Source organism: Parasphingorhabdus sp., assembly GCF_048269915.1.
GTDB lineage: Bacteria > Pseudomonadota > Alphaproteobacteria > Sphingomonadales > Sphingomonadaceae > Parasphingorhabdus.
Window position 1 is genome coordinate 28,906 of the sequence record NZ_JBLWTY010000001.1, and the last position, 19,567, is coordinate 48,472.

Consider the following 19,567-nt stretch of genomic DNA (forward strand, 5'->3'; position numbering starts at 1 on the left):
GAGTGCTTAGCTCGCCAGCTTATTCGTTCCCCGCAAGACCGTCTGGCTTTTACTGCCCCTCATCGCGATCGACTTCGCCCGGATCGTATCCAGAAAATGCCAGGTCGACGTCGCCTTTTCCGGGGTCAATACCACCGTCATATAACCGCGGTTGGATGTGTCAGTCCATTGCAATCCGGAATTCGTGCCAACCAACGCCTTCGCCGCGACATCGGGACGGGCTCCGGCGAGATAGGATTCAAGTCCGGGAGAGGTTACGCTATGCCCACCGAATTCAACCCCGGCCACACCGTCATCGGTAACGAGGTTAAAGGCCCAAGCATTGTGACTGTCGCCGGACAGCACGATCAGGTCCGCTTCGGCTTCTTGGGCATTCGACAAGGCGCGTTCGCGAGCCTTGGGATACCCATCCCAGCTGTCAAAGTTGATTGGCAGCCCAGATTTCGCTGCCAGGGCACCAACTGCCAACCGCGCCTTGGCATAAGGCGGCGCGTTATCGGCGACCCAATTGACGGCCTCCTGTGGCAGTTTCAGCTCACCCATTACACATTGCTGCGACCAGACCTGCCATTTTGTACCTGCGGCCTTTGATTTGCGCATCGCCCCGGCCAGCCAGGCCTCCTGCTCTGCGCCGATCATCTGCTGTGCCGGGTCCTGCCAGACCGTATCACGGAAGGTCTCGATCGCTTTCAGGATATCTTCCTGCCCCTTCAGCGCCGCGCCAAGGTCAAGCTGTTCGCTGCGGGCACTGATCCGGCTCTCCGTGACAAACAAAGTAGCCAGATCACCGATCTGATATTCGCTCCAGCGCGGGCTACCATATTTCTTGTCGCTAACCGGCATCCATTCACGGTAGACGCGTTCGGCAACCCTTTTGCGCGTTTCCCAGTCACCTTCGCTGGCATCATGGTTTTCGGCGCCATCTTTATAGGCATCATTGGCAAATTCGTGATCATCCCACATCGCGATCATCGGCAACACCTGATGAATGCGTTGCAGGTCGGGATCCCTGCGATAGGCTGCATAGCGCAGCCGGTAGTCCGCGAGCTGGACTATTTCCGACAATGGATCGATTTGCCGCCCGGCGAGCGCCTCTGTCTTCGATGGATATTTTCCAACCGGATATTCGTAAAGATAATCGCCGGTATGAACCATCAAATCCAGTTCGCCATTTTGCGCGGCATGGGCATAAGCATTAAAATATCCGAACGGCAGATTGGAGCAACCGACTACCCCGATGGTAAATTTCGGAGTAGGTCCCTCGGGCAAGGTCCGGGTTCGACCGATAGCGGATTTTGACCCGTCAGGGCCGATGAAGCGGTAAAAATACCAGCTGTTCGGGTCGAGGTCCTGCACCGTGATCTTGGCAATATGGTCACGATCCACCAGCGCTTCGACTTCGCCAGCAACTTTGGCGTCCGAGAAATCGGCGCTCGCCGAAATTTCTGCGGTAAGCTTGCTATTGCCGCTTCCAACATAGCGCGTCCACAGCAGTACGGATTCTTGCGAAGGCTCGCCGCTTGCGACACCGTGGGTAAAGCCTCTGGCATTCATCAACGCGGCTGACGCCGGCACGCTGAGCGCGCCGAGGCCAAAAGTACCCAGCGCCATCAACTGGCGGCGATCAATATTCATAGTCATGATTTTTATCCCAAAACACCAAGTGTGAGTAAAATAGCCAAGAATAAAGTCAGGCTTATGACGGTGAAAACCAGCAAGAACGAAACCCGCACCAGCGCCTCTGGCCGGGACATCTGATAGGCGTAACGCAATTGTCGATACATGTGGAACGGCGGATAGAAAACCAGCAGCCCGACCCAAATCTCCCCGGTGACACCCAGTGCGGCAAGAACCGCACAGGAGATGAACAGCAGTGACATGAAGCTGATTGAATAGGTTGTGAATACGGCATGGTCGTAAAAATGATAGCCGCGCCGACCGATTGTGGTCAGCCAGACAAACGGCAAGGAAATCGGAATCAACAGCCAGGCAAATTTATAACCATTGGCCTTGAGCTTGTAGAATAACAATGAAGGATTTGCGTTGGCCTTTTTCAGTCCACCGTTCAGTTTCATGTCCAGCCAGCGCAAACCAGTGCTGACTTGATTGGTCTGCTTCGAACTGGCGAATCCAGACTCGTCACCACCACTATCCTTCTCGCTGTCAAATTCACCTATCCCGGGGCTATCGTCGCCCAGTCCAACCTCGGGATGGGGCATATCACTCATGGTCATGGTTGCCACCATATTGCGGGCTCTTTTGAGCTCGAGAATCTCCTGCTCGATCCCGGATTTTTGCTCGCCTTCGGCTTGGTCTAGCTGTGCTATCTTCGCCTTGATCTGGCCGTCCAATTTCCTCGCTTCGACAACGACACCGCTATTCCATTCATTGTCACTATCGGCCCCCGAAAATGGGTCACCGATGAAGGAAAAAACCGCAAACATCATGAATATGGAAAAAAGAAACAGTGCCATTGGCGATATGAAGTTCGCACGCTCCCCATGGACATAGCGCCGGGTGAGCTCCCCCGGTTTCCAGACCAGCAACGGCAGTGTGCGCCAGAACTTACCTTCAAAGTGTAGCACGCCGTGCAAAATATCATGCCAGAAGGCCCCGATGGACCGGTGGATATGTCGGGCCTGCCCGCAATTGTCACAAAAATTTCCAGTTATCGGGCTGTTGCAGTTCAGACAATTACCGGCAGTGTCGTCCTCTCCCCGCACAGACACGCCTTTGCCTTCAACCGTCTTGGCGACAAGGCCGCCTTCGATCATGGTGCCTGCTGCTTCAAATTCGTCCGACATGGATCAAGTTGTTGGACAATTCAGGCAATAAGGCAAGCTTGGAGTTATTCGGCTGCGGGTGCCGGGGACATATATCCATGCATTTACCACAACCATCGACACGAACCGCCCCATATCCGTTCAGATTCTTGAGATAGGCAAAACCGCCTTAGGGTGCCACTTCGGTCATAACCTCGTCCGCTGGCAAATCCCATGGAAGGTGGCTTTCATCAAGCACAACCATGTTTTTATCCGTTATCAGAGTACCGAGGGTTTTGTAGCCCAGCAATTGCATAGCCGTTATTTCCGGGTTCCGGGCGAGAGCCATGGTTTCATCGGACGAGAAATTTGTCAGGCCTCTCGCCAACTCGTCCCCGGATTCACTATATATATGGATGACGTCACCTTTAACATACGGCCCCTGAATAGAGAGTACATCTTTCCGGTTGATATTACGCGTGCCCGTTTTAAACGCCTCGGCCACCTCCGCCGTTACAACGATGCTCCCAGCCATTTGCAGACGGTCTGTCAACCAGTTGGCCCAGGCAGATGCGGGCCGTTCATTCGCCGGAATTTTTGTATGAGGTCTCTCATCATTCAGAACGGATGTCACCGGTTGTTCAAACTCTCCATGCGCAATCCGCGTATCACACCCTGCATTTTGCGCCATGTGCGCCGCCTGAATCTTGGTCAGCATCCCACCGCTACCGAGACTGCTGACACCTTCCGTCACCGCAAGATATGGTGAGACGTCGGTTACTTCTTCAACCAGCTGGGCACCGGGTTCAGCTGGATCTTTGTCAAACAGACCGTCAACCTGGGTGAGGATAATCAATTCATCCGCTTGCACCATTTGCGCGATTTTCGCAGACAAGCGATCATTGTCGCCAACACGAATTTCTTCGGTGGTGATTGTGTCATTCTCGTTGATGATCGGCATGATATTGGCTTCAAGCAACCGGTCGACCGTGTTTTTCGTATTCAGGAACCGTTTACGATCCTCAAGATCACGCAAGGTAACAAGCACCTGCGCTATCTCGAAACTATATTCATGGGCGACTTGTTTGTAGGCGTTGAGCAATAACGGCATGCCGCATGCTGCTGCTGCCTGCTTGTCTCGCAAGCCAGCCGTGTCAGGGCGCTCACCGAGCATGTTCAGCCCCAGAGCGACCGATCCGGAAGAGCATAATATAACCTTGGCACCACCTTCCCGCAACCGGGCGATATCCTCCAGCAAATTGTGCATGAACGCCCAGCGTGGAGTTAATCGTTCTGCGTTGGCAAGCAGGCTCGAGCCGATTTTTACAACTATCGTTTTGCCTTGTACCATTTAATAAAATGCCCTTTTCAATACGTCTCGGAGGTAGGGTTTGAGCCAATCCAATGCAATAATTTAGTAATGAAAACATTCAAAAGTGCTCATAATTGGGTGAAAGACCAGCATTTGTTGACATATGCGGTTTGTATCCTAAGCCGGTCATGCAACCTCCCTTTTCATGAACAGCAAGAGATTCAATTGAGCAAAATATTACTACTGGGATGCGGGAACATGGGCGGTGCGCTACTGAAAGCGTGGGCCGCAAAAACCGACCATATATTTACAGTGGCTGATCCGGCCCAGCTTGATCTGCCCGGAAATGTCTCTCGGGTCGGCTCTGTCGAAGAATTGGGCGAGGATATGTTTGACTATCTTATCATCGCGCTGAAGCCCCAGATAATAGATGAGGTGCTTCCCGCATATTTGCCCCGATTAAGCCCTTCCGGCGTATTAAGCTCTATAGCGGCCGGATATTCGGCCGAACGGCTCGCGGCTCATGCTCCAGGCCGGTCTGTCATCCGCATCATGCCCAACCTTCCGGCGGTCATCGGCAAGGGTGTGAACGGACTGTACGCCCATGGTTCTGTATCCGACAAAGAATCCCGCGAGATTGAACAACTCGCCTTATGTTCGGGTGAAACCGTTTGGGTGGAAAGTGAGGACATGCTGGACCGCCTGACGGCAGTCGCCGGCAGTGGCCCCGGATATGTATTCGAGATGCTGCGCGCTTATGTCGAGGCTGCAGAAAATCTCGGTTTCAGTGAGAAAGACGCCAGGAATCTGGTTCTGGGAACCGTTCGCGGAACAGTGGAGCTCGCGCTAGAATCCAATCAGTCTCTCGAAGAGTTGCGCAAAAGCGTAACCAGCAAAGGCGGGACCACGGCAGCTGGCCTCAATGCGCTCAATGGCGGAGAAGAATTTTCTGCCCTGATCCGCGACACACTCGGTGCCGCCTACAAGCGTGCCGTCGAACTCAGATAAGGGACACCACTTTAACGGCAGATATAATCGGACCAGATCAGTCTGTTGGCACCCCGTGCTTCGAAATCTACCAGATTAATGCCAATAGGGTGAGGCAGAATCTGCTTCAACCGGAGAAGTCGGGTGCCCGATAAATCTCGCTTCCACGCCGATAAACGACGAGCTTCTTGAGCGTAACCGGGTGGAAAAAGGCCTCAATCGCCTGCCCGCTTTCGGTACGAGCATAAACTTCATAACAATCACCCTCGACCTGAACCTTGAGCAACTCCCAGCCTTCCATCCAAGCCTTTTTCTTCAGCTTCGCGATTGGCTTCCAGTTTTTGCTGGGGCCTGCGTTGCATTTGATGTCACCGTCCGCATAAGCTGGTTGTGCCAGCATAAACGCGCATACCGCAGCAATAGCGGCCATATATTTCCGGGATATTTTGTTCATGTCATACTCCGTTGTGTTCGATGACGCCGCCGGCGACCCATAGTCCGCAAAATCCAGGCTACGATAAGCGGGGCGAGATGAACCAAGGCTGGCTGCCAGGCCCAGTCCAGCAGATACCAGTGCAGCAGCCCGATGATCAGCGCCAGATACACCAGCCGTTGCACCTTCTTCCAATTCTGGCCAAGCTTCCGCATCGCGTAATTAAAACTGATTGCGGCGGGCGGAACCACCAGCGCGAAGGCCAGCCATCCGGTCCAGATTCCGGCGATGACAAATTCGTCGAGCATCGCCGCCAGGCTGTTCATGTCGATGATGTAAATCACCAGGTGGAGCAGCGCATAGCCAAATGCTGCAACCCCCAGATTGCGCCGGATGGCCAGCCATCCCCGGAAAAACCGATTGCGGCCAAAAAAATCGGACAAAGGCCCGGGCAGCATGGCCAATATCATCAGGCGGATCGACATTTCTCCGCTCGGATGCAAGAGATCCATAGCCAGTACGTCGGCTTTCGAGAGTTGCCAAATCATCATGCTCGCCGGGATCGACAACAATATCCAGAGCAGGCCCTTGGCCGCGTAGCGGTTCATACCGCCGCCCAGCGCCGCAGCATATTGTGATAGACATGGATCAGCCGGTCTATATCGGGATCATCATGCGGCCGGTCCTGCGTCAGAGATTGTATGGTCTGATCCAGGTCAAAGAGCATTTCCCGCGCCGATGCATCGGCAACTGCGCTTTGCATCCAGGTGATCGCGCAAATCCGCTGGCCGCGGGTTACGGGCGTGACCTGATGCAGGCTGGACGAGGGATATAGGACCATGTCTCCGGCTGCCAGCTTGACGGGCTGTGCGCCGTAGCGTTCTTCGATCACCAGTTCTCCGCCGTCATATTCATCGGGTTCGGACAGGAACAGGGTCGCGGAAAGATCGCTGCGAATGGTCATGTTCGCTTCCGCAAGGCGCATTAAAGCGGCGTCGCTATGCGTGCCATAATGGCCGCCATCCTGATACAGGTTGAAAATCGGAGGCCAGATTTTTTCGGCCAATGATGCAGAGATGAACAGGGGATCATTCCCCAGCTTGCGCAGGATGATGTTTCCCAGCTCGACCGAAAGCGGATTTTGACGGCTGAGCTGCAAATTCTGCTTTACCTTCACCGAGCGCGTCCCTGCGGAATCCGCCCCGTCGGTCCATGTCGCAGCCTTCAGCTTTTCTCTGAAATCGCGAACCTGTTCGTCATCCAGTATGTTTTCGATGATGGTAAGCATGGGAAAAGCCAGTTGTTGGATTGGAAAGAAGGGGGCCGCGATTCGCCGCCCCCTTCCTTCGTATCAGAAACGTCCGGTCAGCGTTAGCGTAGCGCGACGCTCGTCTCCCTTGTACAGGAAGTGCCCGCTGCGATAGCCAGCAAGATAATAATCCTCGTCGGTGAAATTGGTGACATTCACCCGTGCAGAGAGATTTTCGTTCACCTTGTAGCTGGCGAAGGCATCAAAGGTCCAATAGTCCGGAATCCGGTATGTGTAGACTTCCAGCGCACTGTCATAGCCTGCGGCATCATCCGGCTGGCCGGTGAACATTTCTCCCTTGTAGGTCGCCGTTGCACCAAAGGCGAATGCCTCGGTTGCCTGGTAGCGCAGCTGGGCCGACGCCTGGGTATTGGAGAAATTGCTCAAACGACGACCAATTTTGGTCGGATCGTTGGAGCCAGTGATTTCGGAATCCATGAAGGTCACCGAAGCCTGACCGGAAAGTTTCGGCGTAATATTGCCGACCAGACCAAGCTCGATTCCGCGCACCCGGTTTTCGCCGGTATTGAGGCTGCCGCCTGCTTCGTAACCGCTACCAGCAGATTCGAATACATCGCTCTTGGTGATCTGAAAGGCCGCTGCCGTGAGCAACAGGTGGTCATCAAACAGATCGGCTTTCACGCCCACTTCATAGCTGGTCGACGCTTCTGGTCGTCCGTCACCGATACCCGTGCCGTCATCGACACAGATGCCGCCATAGCCGCAATTGCCGCCCAGATCGGATTCGCCGCCGTTGATATTCTTGGCGGTGCCCCAGTTGAAATAGACATAGACTTCTTCCATCGGTTTGACGCCGACACCAGCATGGCCGTTCCACAGCGTATCCTTGTAGCGATAGCCGGTTACCGTTCCGCGGCTGTCCACCGTGTTGCTATAGTCAAAGGCGTCAACCCGGACACCGCCATGAATGGAGAGCCACGGATTCAAGTCGACTGTATCCATCACATACACCGACATTGTTTCCACCTGCCAGGCACTGTCCACGCTGCCGAATGCAATATCCCGCTGCAGAATATTATGGATGTCGGTGACGTTCACATTGCGGTTTTCATCGGTAATGCAATAGGCGGGGCGTGGGCCGCCACGTCCATCAGCGACGCAGTTTGTTGCACCATTGGTGGTCAAATCATAAGTTCCGTTGGTTACCTTGAGATTGGAATATTCGGTGCCGGCGACAATGCTGTGGCCAATGGAACCGGTATCAAATTCGCCGAGGATATTGAACTGGTTGACGAAATATTCGACTTCCTGATTGCCCTGATGGGTGCTCAGGGTCACCGGTGCGAACAAATCCGTAGCGGGATCATAGGCACCGCCGCGCAAGCCGGTCAGGACATAGCCGTTCGAAGTCTCGCCGTAGCGGGTCGAGTTGACGATGGTAAAACCGTCAAACGGGGTGATGAAGATGCGGCCGGTGACCGTGTCGACATTGGTGTTGAGAAAATCTTCCGACTGGGTGTAATTGGGCACGTCATCCCACGGGCCATAGACGGTCACGTCATTCGGCCCGGTTCCGGTCGGACGGGGAACATAGCCGCCCAGATCTGGCGTATCATCGGCTTCCAGGTGATAATAATCGAGCAGGACACGAACCGTATCGTTGAGCCGGAAACTGCCGGAAACCGCCGCACCAATGCGCTCGCGATCCGAGAAGTTGCGGTTCGGAGCCTCATCATAACCATATAGCAGGTTGGCGCGCAGCGCGATATTGTCGCTCAGGGCCCAGTTGCTGTCCAGTGTGATGCGATAATAGTCATCGGTGCCGATGCCCGCATCAATCCGGTTGAAATTATAGTCGGTGCTGGCCTGTTTGGTAATGGAGTTTACCGCCCCGCCGGTTGAACCGCGGCCGGCAAAGGAGGAGCTCGGGCCCTTGGTGATTTCAATCTGTTCGACAGCAAAGGTTTCGCGCGTCGTCATGCCGGGATCCCGCAGACCATCGACGAACACGTCGCTGCGCGCTTCGTGGCCGCGAATGATATAACGGTCGCCAAAGGCATTGCCGTTTTCCCCAGTGCCAACGGTGACGCCGGGCTGGTTATCCAAAACATCGCGCAGGTTGGTCACACCTTGCTCTTCCAGCTGGGTTTCGGTGAGCACGGTGATTGTCGCCGGCGTTTCCGACAGTGGCTTCACACGGCGCAGGTCACCGGAGACGCGGGCCTTATAGGGCGCGCCTTTCTGGGTATAGGGATTAACGTCAGCGGCATTATCCTCGATCTGCAGTGTCTCCAGCTCCACTTCTTCAGGTTCCGCATCCTGGGCAAGGGCCGGGGTGGAGGCGAGAGCCGTGGTCAGGCCCAGAGCAACTACCGCGCTACGCTTGCCCAGCCCCGAGCGGCGCAGACTGGCTGGCTTCGATATTTGCGCTATATTTTTTTTCATCGTGAACTTTCCTTTTTTCAACGAGTTCTGAGTGAGTAATCAATGGGTAAAGAGATGGTGACCTTGTCGGGCACCATCGAGGCGGGCATGGTTGGCAGAGGCGCGACGCGCTGCATCAGATCCAATGTCGCCTGATCGAGAATGGCGTGGCCGCTGGAGCCGGTGATTGAAACGTTTGAAATATTGCCGGCGCGATCGACCGTGAAGCGGACTTTGACGACACCTTGCTCCCGGGCTTTACGGGCTTCGGTAGGATATTTTTTACGCTGGTTCAGATGCGCGCTGACCATCGCGTAATAGTTCGCCTTTTCCTTTTTCGCCTTCGGGCTGTTACCGGAACTGTTGCTAGGGGCCGGGCTGGCGGAAGCGGCTGGTGGCGCCTCTGCTCTTGCCGGTGCGGATGCTGCCACCGGCGCACTGTTGACTTGGGGCATCGGCATGGACGGCCTTGCCGGACGCTTCGGCTCGGGCGGCAACAGCACAGCATCATCGGGCAGGGGCGCGCGCACCGGCGGTAGCTTGAACGGTAGAGCCTGTTGCGGCGGGATAGTTTCCGGCTGCGGTGCGGGCGCAGGCTCAGACACGGCCTCACTCGCACTCGCAGGGGGAAGCTCTACAAGGACCACCGGTTCAGGGATAGGGGGGTCGTGTGGAGCCTTCCAAGCCAAGGCAGACAAGGCCACAAAGCCATGCGCTGCCACAGCAACGGCTGCGGCCGAAACCCAGCGACGTTTTTCGTCAGACCTGAGCATTGCCTCATTCATTTTGCCGAACCTGATTCCGCGCCCACCAGGGCAACATGCAGATAGCCGGCAGAGCGCAGCGCATTCATCGCGCCCATGATCGTGTCATAGGTGATGGTCTTGTCAGCACGCAAAAATATCCGCTGCTCCCGGTCGGACCCGGTGGCCGTCTCGATTGCGGATCCAAGACCGGCTTGGGAGACCGCGGTTTCGTTCACCAGAATATTGCCATCCGCCTGAATGGACAAAAATACCGGCTTGTCGGGTTTCGGTGCTGCAGCGGCCGTAGAAACCGGCAAATCAACTTTCACGTCCACAGTTGCCAACGGCGCCGCCACCATGAAAATAATCAGCAGCACCAGCATCACGTCAATGAAGGGTGTGACGTTAATCTCGTGATTGACCGGAAGATCGTCGCTATTGTCCGAAAGCCGGATCGACATATTCTCAATCCTTCCCGATCTTTACCGCGCCACGGCTGAGGTCCCGGGATACCAGCCGCAAAATGGCGGCGGCCGTATCCGAAACAAGCGCGCGATAGGCGGAAATCTGGCGGGAGAAATGGTTGTACATCACGACAGCGGGAATGGCGGCGACCAGGCCCAGCGCAGTAGCCAGCAAGGCCTCCGCAATACCGGGGGCGACAACGGCAAGATTGGTGGTTTGCTTCTCGGCAATGCCGATGAAGCTGTTCATGATTCCCCAGACCGTCCCGAACAGTCCGACAAACGGCGCCGTCGCACCGATAGTGGCGAGTATGTTGACACCGCGCGTCATTCGCCGCGACAGAGCGGCTTCATATCTTTCAAAGCGGGAAACGATGCGCTCCTTGATACCGTCGCCATCTGTCAGGGCATCGGCGGAGAGCACCAGTTCGGCAGAGGCTTCTTGCACCAGCGCGGTCTTGGCCAGGGCCGGATCCCGGGTAGCATCCTCAAGTGACCGAAGCTTGTCGACCGCATCATGGACAATCCGCTCCGCGGCCATTGCCTTGCGCAGCTCTGAAATCTTGGCGAGAAATATCGTCCAGCTGACCAGCGAGGCGATGATCAGGCCGACAATCACGATCTTCACGATCCAGTCCGCCTGGGCGAACATTCCGCCGATACTCAACTCGACGGGTATGGTGGATATGGGTGAGGCAGCGGTCGCACCTGCCGGCGTCAGCATTGCCGCAATTGCCACGGATTTTAAGATACGCCCCATACGTCTTCTGGCCACTCTCGCCCCCTTGATAGTATTTCTGCGAATCATTCGCATTACAGAGAGGGCAATTACAGCTAACTAATGCTAATGCAAGTGATTCTCATTAATCCAGGGCTAATAAGTTGATATATTGCACCGCACTTGTTGCTCCGCGGCAGCGGAAAAACACCGCCCACTCTTCTGTCTACTGCGACGATGGCACAGATTGCCGGATCGCTTGCGCGGCTCTATATCAAGCGCATTGCTGCTGACGAATATCAAGGCCCACCCAGTGATAAATCCAGCATCGGCGGATTCCCCGGCATCTTCACATTGGAACGCGATGATTTTGAGAAACCGATTTGCTTTCCAATGCGCCATAGATGCCATTTTGATAGACTGGCAGGGCACCGCGCCCGGCCGCGCCAATCCCCGTCGCAATGGTCGAACCCGAATTTGCCGATACGGGGACCTGGTGCTGGACCATATAGATCATGATCAGATCGTGGACGGGATCTGCCTGCCACCAGGTTCCGAATATGCCGGGCCAGGTGATGGAGCCGGGGGCACCAAAGCTGTAGGGGTTGTCGACCAAATCCTCCGCGATTGAGAGTCCCAGCCCGAAACCACTTTTTTGCCAGAGCGGCATGCCAGCGAACGGAACCCGGCGCTGACCTTCGGTCAGCCTGTTGATCTGCATCAGCCGCACCGTGTCGGGCTGCAAGATGCGCACCCCGTCCAATATTCCTTCGCGCAAAAGCATCTGCGCAAACCGAAGATAATCGGGGGCCGATGAAATCAACCCGCCACCACCCGGCGTATAGGCAGGAGGTGCATCGTACATTTCCGGCGCCACCTTTGTGAGCCCGCCCGCCATCTCGTCATAGGCATAGAGACTTGCCAGTTGGCTCCGCTTTTCGACCGGTAGCCAGAAATCCGTGTCTGGCATAAGGAGCGGCGTAAAGATTCGTTCTTGAAGAACCTCTCGGAAGGGCTTTGCCTCGATTCGACCGATCAGAAAACCGAGAACATCACTGGAATGGCCATAGTGGAAGCGCTCGCCTGGCTGATAGGCCAAGGGCAAGGAGCCAAGCGCGGCCAGCCAGGCGTCAACAGTCATGCGGTTCATCCCCGGATCGCCAAGCGCCATTTCATAGGCTTGCTGGATCGGGCCTTCAGAAAAAGGCGCATAGGCGATGCCCGCGCGATGTGTGAGTAAATCTTCCACGGTTATTGCTCGACGGGCCGACACTGTATCGTCGAGGGGTCCGGATGCATCGCGCAGGACAGCGGGCTCAGCAAGTTCGGGGATCCATCGAGCAATCGGGTCGTCCAGCGCCAGCCTTCCCTCCTCAAGCAGCATCAGCGCCGCCACCGAGGTGATCGGCTTCGTCATCGACGCGATGCGGAAAAGTGAATCGGACCGCATGGGAGTCCGGGTCACGATATCACTCCAGCCGATTGTCTCGGACTGAATGATCCGGCCGGCTTGTGACGTCAGCGTAACAATTCCGGCAAGTTCTCCGGCATCGACAAATGCCTGGAGCGCGGGGCCGATTGCAGCGAGCTTTGCGCTATCGAAATCGGCTGCTGGGGCCTTCAAGTTATTCACCATTAAAGAATCAGTCCTGACCCGGCCGAAGAAATCGGGGAAGCCCCCGCAGGACGGCAGCGACGCGTCCCGCGGGATTGCACGGACGGACAACATATTGTCGTCCATGCTTGGCTGATTTCGGAGTGAAGGTTTCCCCTAAGCAACAAGGCTTTGGTGGCCATAATCAGAACTTCTTGCGCAAGTTGAGAGCCACAAACCGACCGATCGGATTATAATTTCCACCAATGCCGTCGGTCCCTGGAAAGAATGGCGGCTTCTTGTCAAACAGGTCATTGATCTGAAGGGCCAGTTGCGTTCCCGACGCAAGTCCAGTGTCCGGCAAATTCACCGAAATGCGGAGATCAACCGTCGTATAGGGATCGGCCTTGTAGGTGTCCGTCCCGGTGGGCGTGGCATACAGGTTGGTGACACCATCGCGGTAGTTGACGAAGGTTACGAAATTTACCGGCCCAGCCGTAGCACCCGCCGTAACCCTCAAAGTAGCCTTTGGTACGCCGAGACTGAGGCTGTCCGCAACCGGCGCGGTGGGCGACAGCTGGGTGTCGAATTTGAAGATATAGTTGCCAGCCACGCCTGCGTAAACGGTCCCGAAACTGGTTGGCCGCTGATAATTGACGTCGAAGTCGAGGCCGTTGGTTTTGCGCACGCCGAAATTGCCGCGCCGCAAATCGAGCGCGTTGCCGATTGCTGGCAACGGTGTCGGCAAATTGACCGGTACAGCAATCGAAAGCAGGCTGCTGAGCTGGGCCGCCGTCGGATCGCGGAAGACGACCGATGCAAAGGTGGGATCGGTGAATACCAAACTCGTCGGCGGTGTTCCGATTACATCGGTAAATTCGATATCATAGAATGTCGCCGAGGCGCGGAAACCGGGCAGGAAACTAGGATTCAGATCGACGCCCAGCGAATAGGTGCGTGCCTTTTCCGGTTGCAGGTCCTTGTTGCCACCGAGCAGATATACAGTGTTGACCTGGTTTGCGCCGCGCAATGGATCGCGTGCACCAACCGCCGCGCTGGCGGCATCAAGATAATAAGCGCCGACGGTCGCACCGACGTCACGTAGACCCGGCGCCCGGAATGAACGGCCATAAGTTCCGCGGAATGTAACGCCTTCAACCGGGGCCCAGTCGATCCCGATCTTCGGATTGCTTGTCGATCCGAAGTCGCTGTAATGATCATATCGGCCCGACAGCGACAGCGACAGGCGATGCATGAACGGCGCTTCGTTGCCCGGTCCGAAGAGCGGCACGAACAGTTCACCATAGACAGACTCGATATTGCGGCTGAGATCCTCGGGTACGGGTGTCGCGCCTACAAAACCGCGCTGTTGAAAGGATTCGTGTCGATATTCGCCGCCTACGGCGACCTTCATCTGCCCGCCGGGAAGATCGAATAGCGGCCCGTCGAGCTTGATGGCGCCAAGCTTGGTTCGCTGCTGGATCGTGACATCGACCGAATAGTCCGTGATCGCGTCAACGACTGCCGACGCAGTGCCCTGACCAAAAGGATCGAGAGCCGTAGCGGGCGTGGTTCCGGCTGCAGCCGCGGCGAGCGCCGCCGGATTGATCAACGGCTGATGCGCGACATGCTTGCCCCAGTCGTAAGTCCCGTAAATGCTCAAGTTGAAATCGTCGAACAGGCTGACGTCGACGCCAGCCGACGAATTGCCGGTCTTCACGCGATATTGCTGGTCAAAATGATCCGCACCGACGAGATTGTCGGGCCGGAAATATACGACCTCAAAGGCTGGCACCGTCCCCGGGGGAGCCTGGAAAAATGGATTGCCGGGAGTCAGCACGACAGTCTGGCTGGGGATCGCCGCCTGTACCGTGTCCTTGCGGTCGGAATAGAGGACTTCACCCCAAAGCTTGACACGGCTTCCCAGCTCCTGCTGGGCCGAAAGGAAGACGCTGTGCAGACGCGACGCCGGCAACAGGTCGACCGGAGCCCCATTATCGCAATAGTTGATGCCCGGCGCGAGGCTGGGAGCCGCATAAACGGCGGCTCCGACCAGAACGTTCGCCACAGGGCAAACCGTTCCGCGCGTGTCTACTCCACCGGATGAACGGAAGTCCTGCATCCGATAATCGCGATCCCGTCCGGTTATATTGCCATTTTCGCTATATTGGTAAGCCGCCAGAATGGAACCGCTGCCCCATTCTTCTCCGACCAGTCCGCCTGCGCTGAAACTGTCATAATCGTCAGCCATCCCGTAACGCACCGACGCTTCGACGCCGGCGTAATTTTTGCGGGTGATGAAGTTCACAACACCGGCAATGGCATCGGAACCGTATATCGAGGATGCCCCGTCAGCAACGATCTCTACCCGCTCTATCGCAAGTTCCGGGAGAAACGGGAAATCAGGATTGGTTTCGTTCGCACCACCGGCAACCAGACGATGGCCGTTCATCAGCGGCAAGGTCGCGCTGGCCGGCAAGCTGCGCAGGCCCGGCGCAAAGGACCCGGCACCAGCATTATTGGCCCTTGGCGCGGTGTTGAAACTGTTGAGTTGCGGGACGCTGGCGAGCAGGTCTGGCGTGGTTGTGGCACCAATGATCGCAATGTCTTCACGCGTGACACCGATCAGATTTGAACCGGTCGGCGGTACGCCGCGGATACTCGTTCCGGTGACCACGATGATATCCTTTGCAGCAGCAGATTCTCCCTCCGGGCTGCCCGCTGTCTCGTCGGTGGCTTGACTCGTTTCGTTCGAAGTTTGTGCCATTGCGGGTTGAACAACCGCCATCAATGCCGCCAAAACCGATGTACCGCACAGGGCGATTTGTCTGTTAGCCTTGCAAGTTCTCGTCATAATATTCTCCCTCCGTTTTGATGATTAATCGTTATTTTATTTGATGTTGACCGGATATTTGGTTTGAATTTGCGTAGATTGTTCGTACAATATCGCTGTGCACTGGCCATTTGGTGGCCGGGAAATAATTGACCATCACGGTCACCCGGACATTCGTTTCCGGGTCGATGAACGCGATTGTACCGGCTGCGCCAAACCAGCCATAAGTTCCCGCCCGAACTCCCTGCGGGACATCTGTGAGATAAACCCAGCCGCCCGCACCGAAGCCTTCCGCTGCCGTCGTATCAGGCGTGCCTTCACCAATGCGCTGCACACCTGGCGGCAGCAGATTTGACAATGCGAGGGTGACGGTCTCTCGATCCAACAAGCGAACGCCATCGACACACCCGTGGCCGGCGAGCATTTGGAGGAACCGGTCATAATCCCGTGCCGACGAGACAAGTCCCGATCCGCCATAGGTCACGCCGTTGGGTCGCAACCAATCTGAACTTGCGCCCGGATCAACAGGTACACGTCGCCCTTCCACCCAGGCATAATTTGTAGCCAGACGCCCGGCAGCAGAGGCCGGAATGGTCCAGTAGGTGGACTTCATGCCAAGCGGGTCGAGTATCCGCATCTGCACGAACCGGTCGAATGGCATGCCGGACGCCACTTCGATCACGCGGCCCAATATATCGATACCGACCGAATAGTTCCATTGCGTTCCAGGCTCGGCAAGCAGCGGCAGTGTCGCGACCCGGTCCGCGAAACCCTCAAGGGTTGATGGCTGTCGTTCGCGCCCTGCGGCGTCTGCGCGTCCGCCGAGCAGGCCGAGGCGATCATATTCCTGGCGTAATGTCTTCGGTCCCAGGAACTGATAGGACAGACCGCTGGTATGGGTGAGCAGATGGCGGACCGTGATCGCTTGTTTCGCCGGACGGCTTGCCAGCGAATGATCGGGTGCCTCCAGCACCCGCATATTCCCGAATGCCGGAATGAAGTCGCTGATCGGCTGGTCGAGTTCCAGCCTGCCCTCTTCCACGAGCATCATTGCGGCCATGGCCGTGACCGGTTTTGTCATTGAGTAGATACGCCACAGACTGTCCGGACCGGCTGGGCGCGCGTCGGCATCATCGGAAATCCGGCCCGACGAAATGAACGTCGGTGGCGCATCGCCCTGTCCAATCGCGGCAACAATCCCGGGCATTTTTCCGGATCCAACATATGCATCAAAAAGAGATTGCAGTTTATACTGCGTATCTTCCGCAACTGCGGAATTGTCCGCAGGCGGATAATCGGGTGCTTGTGCCGCACCATGGGAGTGGAATGTGGCCAGAACGCAAGCTGTCAGTAGCAGCGATTTCCGCATCTTTAATCCCCTCCAATTGCAACGATTACGCCGCTTTTCCTGTTCCGCTGATCAGCTCAGCGCCGATCGCCATTCTTATTTTGAAGGGCGTTAGACCGGGTCACGCCGACAAGTCAAGTTCATTTATTTAGCGCTAAATAAATGAATGTTCAGCCCCTTGACCGAATGAAAGCGCTGTCCCATGGTCCCACTTCTGAAATCCAGCAGATGGTCTCTCAATCAGACCGACAATCAAGGAAGGTTAAAGGTTATGCCCGCCCCTAAACGCAAAGCCCGCCGCACCCGCGCCGAGCAGCGGGCTGAAAGCGTAAAAACGATCCTCGACACAAGCGAGGGCCTGTTTGCGAAATTCGGATATTTTGGCGTCACGATTAAGGATGTCGCCGACGGAATGGGCATTCATCCGGCGCTGATCCATTATTATTTTGATGGCAAGCAAGCACTGTTCGATGCCGTTTTCGAACGCCGGATGGAATATGCGGTGGCGACGCGGACCGAAGGTTTGGACGCCTATGAAGCGGAAGTCGGCGATTGCCCAACGGTCGAGGGCGCCCTGCGCGCTTATTATGATGCCGCTTTCGACGTCTATATCGAAGGCGATCAGGGTTGGCGGGATTTCGGACGGATTTTTGCACAGGTCAACAACGCCCCCGGCTATGGCGTGGAAAAGATGGACCTCTATTTCGATCCGCTGGTGTTGCGGCTGATCGGCCTGCTCAAAAAGGCCCTGCCCGATGCCGAACCCGAGGATCTTTTCTGGAGCTTTCAGTTTACCTCGGGTGCCTATACGCTGATCTTGTCCCGTACCGGCCGTATCGACCGCTTGTCAGACAAGCTCTGCCTATCCGATGATTTCGAAGCGGTTCGCGACCGTTTTGTCACCTTCATGGCAGGGGGTTTTGACGCGGTGTACCAGAACAAGAAAGCGACACCCGCCTGATCACTCGCGATTAAACGCTGCTCAGGACGACAATGTCTCCCTTTCGATTTCCGCCAGTCGCGCCTCCCGCAGCGCAGCGCGGCGTACCTTTCCAGCTTCGTCGCGTAACGGCTCCGTCGTGAATTCGATCCGCTTGGGCAGCTTGTAGCGCGTCAACCGTTCCCCGACGAAATCGAGCAGTTCCCGTTCGTCCGGCGTGCATCCCTCGACGGGTTGAACGATCGCGTGAACAACCGCACCCCAATCCTCGTCGGGCAAGCCGATGACTGCGCTGCTGCGCACGCCCGGATGGGCCTCCAGTGCAGCTTCAACCTCTTGCGGGTAGATATTGGCTCCTCCCGAAATGATCAGATCGTTGCGACGGTCGGAAAGATAGAGATAGCCCTCGGCATCAACCCGTCCCAGATCACCCGGTGCCTCCCATTCGCCGACACGCCGCGAGGCGCTGCCCATATAATGATAGGTTGATCCCGGCCCGCCCTCTGGCCGGAAGAATATCTCACCCACTTCACCGGTCGGACATTCTTCCCCCTCGGCATCCAGAATTTTCATGGCATACCCTTCGCGAACCCGGCCGACAGAGCCGCGGCGGGCCAGCCAGTCGGTACCCGAGATCATCGTCGATCCCGTACCCTCGGTCGTGCCATAATATTCCCAGACACGCTCGCTGCCGAGCCAGTCAATCCACGCTTCCTTGAGCCAGGGCGCGCATGGGGCTGCCATATGGAGCATCATGCGCAGGCTGGGCAGTTCAAAGCGCGACAACACGTCCGGTCCCAAGCGCCAGATGCGGTGCATCATCGTGGGAACCATCGTAACCCAGTCGACATGGTGGGCCTCGATCAGTTCCAGCGCGCGCAGCGCGTCGAATCTGCCCATCTCCACAATAGTGGCACCCACGAACAGCCCCATGTTGATGCAGTGGAAAGGGGCATTGTGATAAAGCGGACCGGGATTAAGGATCGTGTCGCCCGGACGCTGGCCAAGAAAGCCCTCCTGCGGGTTCCATATTGCCGGCATGGCATCCACGATAACCTTCGGCCTGCCGGTAGACCCACCGCTCGTCATTGCTTTCCAATGGGGTGAAATCACTTCTGCTAGCGGATCTGCAGAATATTGTTGGGCGCCGGCTTTGTCGCTGGCCAACACTGGAATATCGGCAGGTGGAGCCGAGCCCAGAAATAGCTTCGGACGAACGATGTCGAGGATCGCCTCCAATTCCGGACGCGCGAGCTTGGCCGATACGATATTGGGAATCGCGCCAAGCTTCCAGATCGCGAAAACTGTCTCATAAAATTCTACGCCGTTGGGAAGCGCAACCGTGACGAAATCACCTCCACCAACGCCATGAGCAGCGAGCATCCGGGCGCGCTGGTTCGTGCGGGCGTCTAGCTCGTCATAGGTGATCGCGATGTCATCCACGATCAGTGCCACGCGCATCGGCGCACGACGAGCATGATAAGCAAGAATGGAACTTAATGTGACTTGATGACTCGGCATAACGGTAATGGCTTTCTGGACAATCCCTTGTCGACGGCACATTTCTAGTGGCACGCACGCAAGAGCTGGTGGACATGGATAAACAAGTTATTAATTTAGTGCTAAATTAATAACAAGAAGATATTCTGCTCACGCAGCTCTATTGGTGCTCAGTATCAGTCTGACGAAAGGAATTTTTCTCTCGAGGATTCTGACTTCGGTCGCGTTTGATGCAC

At 56.3% G+C, this 19,567-nt stretch carries 17 protein-coding genes; 3 read left to right on the plus strand and 14 right to left on the minus strand.

What is annotated here, in order from left to right:
• Positions 1–6: 6 nt before the first annotated feature.
• The 3 genes from ACN0WX_RS00130 to proB form a co-directional block, all read right to left on the minus strand.
• Positions 7–1,641, minus strand: a complete 1,635-nt coding sequence (locus tag ACN0WX_RS00130) for an alkaline phosphatase D family protein (protein ID WP_417620175.1) — start codon at positions 1,639–1,641, stop codon at positions 7–9.
• A 5-nt stretch (positions 1,642–1,646) separates the two neighbouring features.
• Positions 1,647–2,804, minus strand: a complete 1,158-nt coding sequence (locus ACN0WX_RS00135) for a DUF3667 domain-containing protein (protein WP_417620177.1) — start codon at positions 2,802–2,804, stop codon at positions 1,647–1,649.
• A 148-nt stretch (positions 2,805–2,952) separates the two neighbouring features.
• A complete protein-coding gene (gene proB, locus ACN0WX_RS00140) occupies positions 2,953–4,113 on the minus strand; it encodes a glutamate 5-kinase (RefSeq protein WP_417620178.1) in 1,161 nt (386 codons plus the stop codon).
• Positions 4,114–4,299: 186 nt separating this feature from the next.
• On the opposite strand from proB, the gene ACN0WX_RS00145 reads away from it, so the two are divergent.
• Entirely contained in the window at positions 4,300–5,082 is a 783-nt protein-coding gene (locus ACN0WX_RS00145; protein ID WP_417620180.1) for a pyrroline-5-carboxylate reductase family protein, read from the plus strand.
• 106 nt (positions 5,083–5,188) lie between these two features.
• Here ACN0WX_RS00145 and ACN0WX_RS00150 read toward each other — a convergent pair whose 3' ends face one another.
• The 10 genes from ACN0WX_RS00150 to ACN0WX_RS00195 all read right to left on the minus strand — a co-directional run bounded on the left by ACN0WX_RS00150 (position 5,189) and on the right by ACN0WX_RS00195 (position 16,750).
• Positions 5,189–5,515: a PepSY domain-containing protein gene (locus tag ACN0WX_RS00150; RefSeq protein ID WP_417620182.1), complete on the minus strand. Its 327-nt coding sequence runs from the start codon at positions 5,513–5,515 to the stop codon at positions 5,189–5,191.
• Positions 5,512–6,102: a ferric reductase-like transmembrane domain-containing protein gene (locus ACN0WX_RS00155; protein WP_417620183.1), complete on the minus strand. Its 591-nt coding sequence runs from the start codon at positions 6,100–6,102 to the stop codon at positions 5,512–5,514. The genes ACN0WX_RS00150 and ACN0WX_RS00155 overlap by 4 nt, the downstream gene beginning before the upstream one ends.
• Positions 6,099–6,782, minus strand: coding sequence for a Fe2+-dependent dioxygenase (locus ACN0WX_RS00160; protein WP_417620184.1), 684 nt, complete (start codon positions 6,780–6,782; stop codon positions 6,099–6,101). The genes ACN0WX_RS00155 and ACN0WX_RS00160 overlap by 4 nt, the downstream gene beginning before the upstream one ends.
• Positions 6,783–6,845: 63 nt before the next feature.
• Entirely contained in the window at positions 6,846–9,209 is a 2,364-nt protein-coding gene (locus tag ACN0WX_RS00165) for a TonB-dependent receptor (RefSeq protein WP_417620185.1), read from the minus strand.
• Positions 9,210–9,226: 17 nt separating this feature from the next.
• Positions 9,227–9,793 carry an energy transducer TonB gene (locus ACN0WX_RS00170; RefSeq protein ID WP_417620187.1) on the minus strand — a complete coding sequence of 189 codons (567 nt, stop codon included), beginning with the start codon at positions 9,791–9,793 and terminating at the stop codon, positions 9,227–9,229.
• A gap of 176 nt (positions 9,794–9,969) precedes the next feature.
• Positions 9,970–10,395, minus strand: a complete 426-nt coding sequence (gene exbD, locus ACN0WX_RS00175; RefSeq protein WP_417620189.1) for a TonB system transport protein ExbD — start codon at positions 10,393–10,395, stop codon at positions 9,970–9,972.
• A gap of 4 nt (positions 10,396–10,399) precedes the next feature.
• Positions 10,400–11,173 (minus strand): tonB-system energizer ExbB, encoded by a 774-nt coding sequence (gene exbB, locus ACN0WX_RS00180; RefSeq protein ID WP_417620191.1) that lies wholly within the window; start codon positions 11,171–11,173, stop codon positions 10,400–10,402.
• A 292-nt stretch (positions 11,174–11,465) separates the two neighbouring features.
• Positions 11,466–12,752 (minus strand): serine hydrolase domain-containing protein, encoded by a 1,287-nt coding sequence (locus tag ACN0WX_RS00185; protein WP_417620193.1) that lies wholly within the window; start codon positions 12,750–12,752, stop codon positions 11,466–11,468.
• A 163-nt stretch (positions 12,753–12,915) separates the two neighbouring features.
• Entirely contained in the window at positions 12,916–15,564 is a 2,649-nt protein-coding gene (locus ACN0WX_RS00190; RefSeq protein ID WP_417620194.1) for a TonB-dependent receptor plug domain-containing protein, read from the minus strand.
• Positions 15,565–15,595: 31 nt separating this feature from the next.
• Positions 15,596–16,750, minus strand: a complete 1,155-nt coding sequence (locus ACN0WX_RS00195; protein WP_417620196.1) for a serine hydrolase domain-containing protein — start codon at positions 16,748–16,750, stop codon at positions 15,596–15,598.
• A 17-nt stretch (positions 16,751–16,767) separates the two neighbouring features.
• Here ACN0WX_RS00195 and ACN0WX_RS00200 point away from each other — a divergent pair, with 17 nt between their 5' ends.
• Together ACN0WX_RS00200 and ACN0WX_RS00205 are read left to right on the plus strand one after the other, a co-directional pair.
• The gene (locus ACN0WX_RS00200) at positions 16,768–17,043 is read left to right on the plus strand and encodes a hypothetical protein (protein WP_417620198.1); all 276 of its coding nucleotides are present in this window, start codon (positions 16,768–16,770) and stop codon (positions 17,041–17,043) included.
• A 119-nt stretch (positions 17,044–17,162) separates the two neighbouring features.
• On the plus strand, positions 17,163–17,852 hold the full coding sequence (locus tag ACN0WX_RS00205) for a TetR/AcrR family transcriptional regulator (protein WP_417620200.1): 690 nt from the start codon (positions 17,163–17,165) through the stop codon (positions 17,850–17,852).
• 21 nt (positions 17,853–17,873) lie between these two features.
• On the opposite strand, the gene ACN0WX_RS00210 is transcribed toward ACN0WX_RS00205, so the two are convergent.
• Positions 17,874–19,352, minus strand: coding sequence for an AMP-binding protein (locus tag ACN0WX_RS00210; RefSeq protein ID WP_417620201.1), 1,479 nt, complete (start codon positions 19,350–19,352; stop codon positions 17,874–17,876).
• Positions 19,353–19,567: the final 215 nt, after the last annotated feature.

Coding starts and splice junctions, on each gene's coding strand:
- ACN0WX_RS00130 (WP_417620175.1), bottom strand. CDS start 1,641: ATGACTATGAATATTGATCGCCGCCAGTTGATGGCGCTGGGTACTTTT.
- ACN0WX_RS00135 (WP_417620177.1), bottom strand. CDS start 2,804: ATGTCGGACGAATTTGAAGCAGCAGGCACCATGATCGAAGGCGGCCTT.
- proB (WP_417620178.1), bottom strand. CDS start 4,113: ATGGTACAAGGCAAAACGATAGTTGTAAAAATCGGCTCGAGCCTGCTT.
- ACN0WX_RS00150 (WP_417620182.1), bottom strand. CDS start 5,515: ATGAACAAAATATCCCGGAAATATATGGCCGCTATTGCTGCGGTATGC.
- ACN0WX_RS00155 (WP_417620183.1), bottom strand. CDS start 6,102: ATGAACCGCTACGCGGCCAAGGGCCTGCTCTGGATATTGTTGTCGATC.
- ACN0WX_RS00160 (WP_417620184.1), bottom strand. CDS start 6,782: ATGCTTACCATCATCGAAAACATACTGGATGACGAACAGGTTCGCGAT.
- ACN0WX_RS00165 (WP_417620185.1), bottom strand. CDS start 9,209: ATGAAAAAAAATATAGCGCAAATATCGAAGCCAGCCAGTCTGCGCCGC.
- exbD (WP_417620189.1), bottom strand. CDS start 10,395: ATGTCGATCCGGCTTTCGGACAATAGCGACGATCTTCCGGTCAATCAC.
- ACN0WX_RS00185 (WP_417620193.1), bottom strand. CDS start 12,752: ATGGTGAATAACTTGAAGGCCCCAGCAGCCGATTTCGATAGCGCAAAG.
- ACN0WX_RS00190 (WP_417620194.1), bottom strand. CDS start 15,564: ATGACGAGAACTTGCAAGGCTAACAGACAAATCGCCCTGTGCGGTACA.
- ACN0WX_RS00195 (WP_417620196.1), bottom strand. CDS start 16,750: ATGCCCGGGATTGTTGCCGCGATTGGACAGGGCGATGCGCCACCGACG.
- ACN0WX_RS00200 (WP_417620198.1), top strand. CDS start 16,768: ATGCATCAAAAAGAGATTGCAGTTTATACTGCGTATCTTCCGCAACTG.
- ACN0WX_RS00205 (WP_417620200.1), top strand. CDS start 17,163: ATGCCCGCCCCTAAACGCAAAGCCCGCCGCACCCGCGCCGAGCAGCGG.
- ACN0WX_RS00210 (WP_417620201.1), bottom strand. CDS start 19,352: ATGCCGAGTCATCAAGTCACATTAAGTTCCATTCTTGCTTATCATGCT.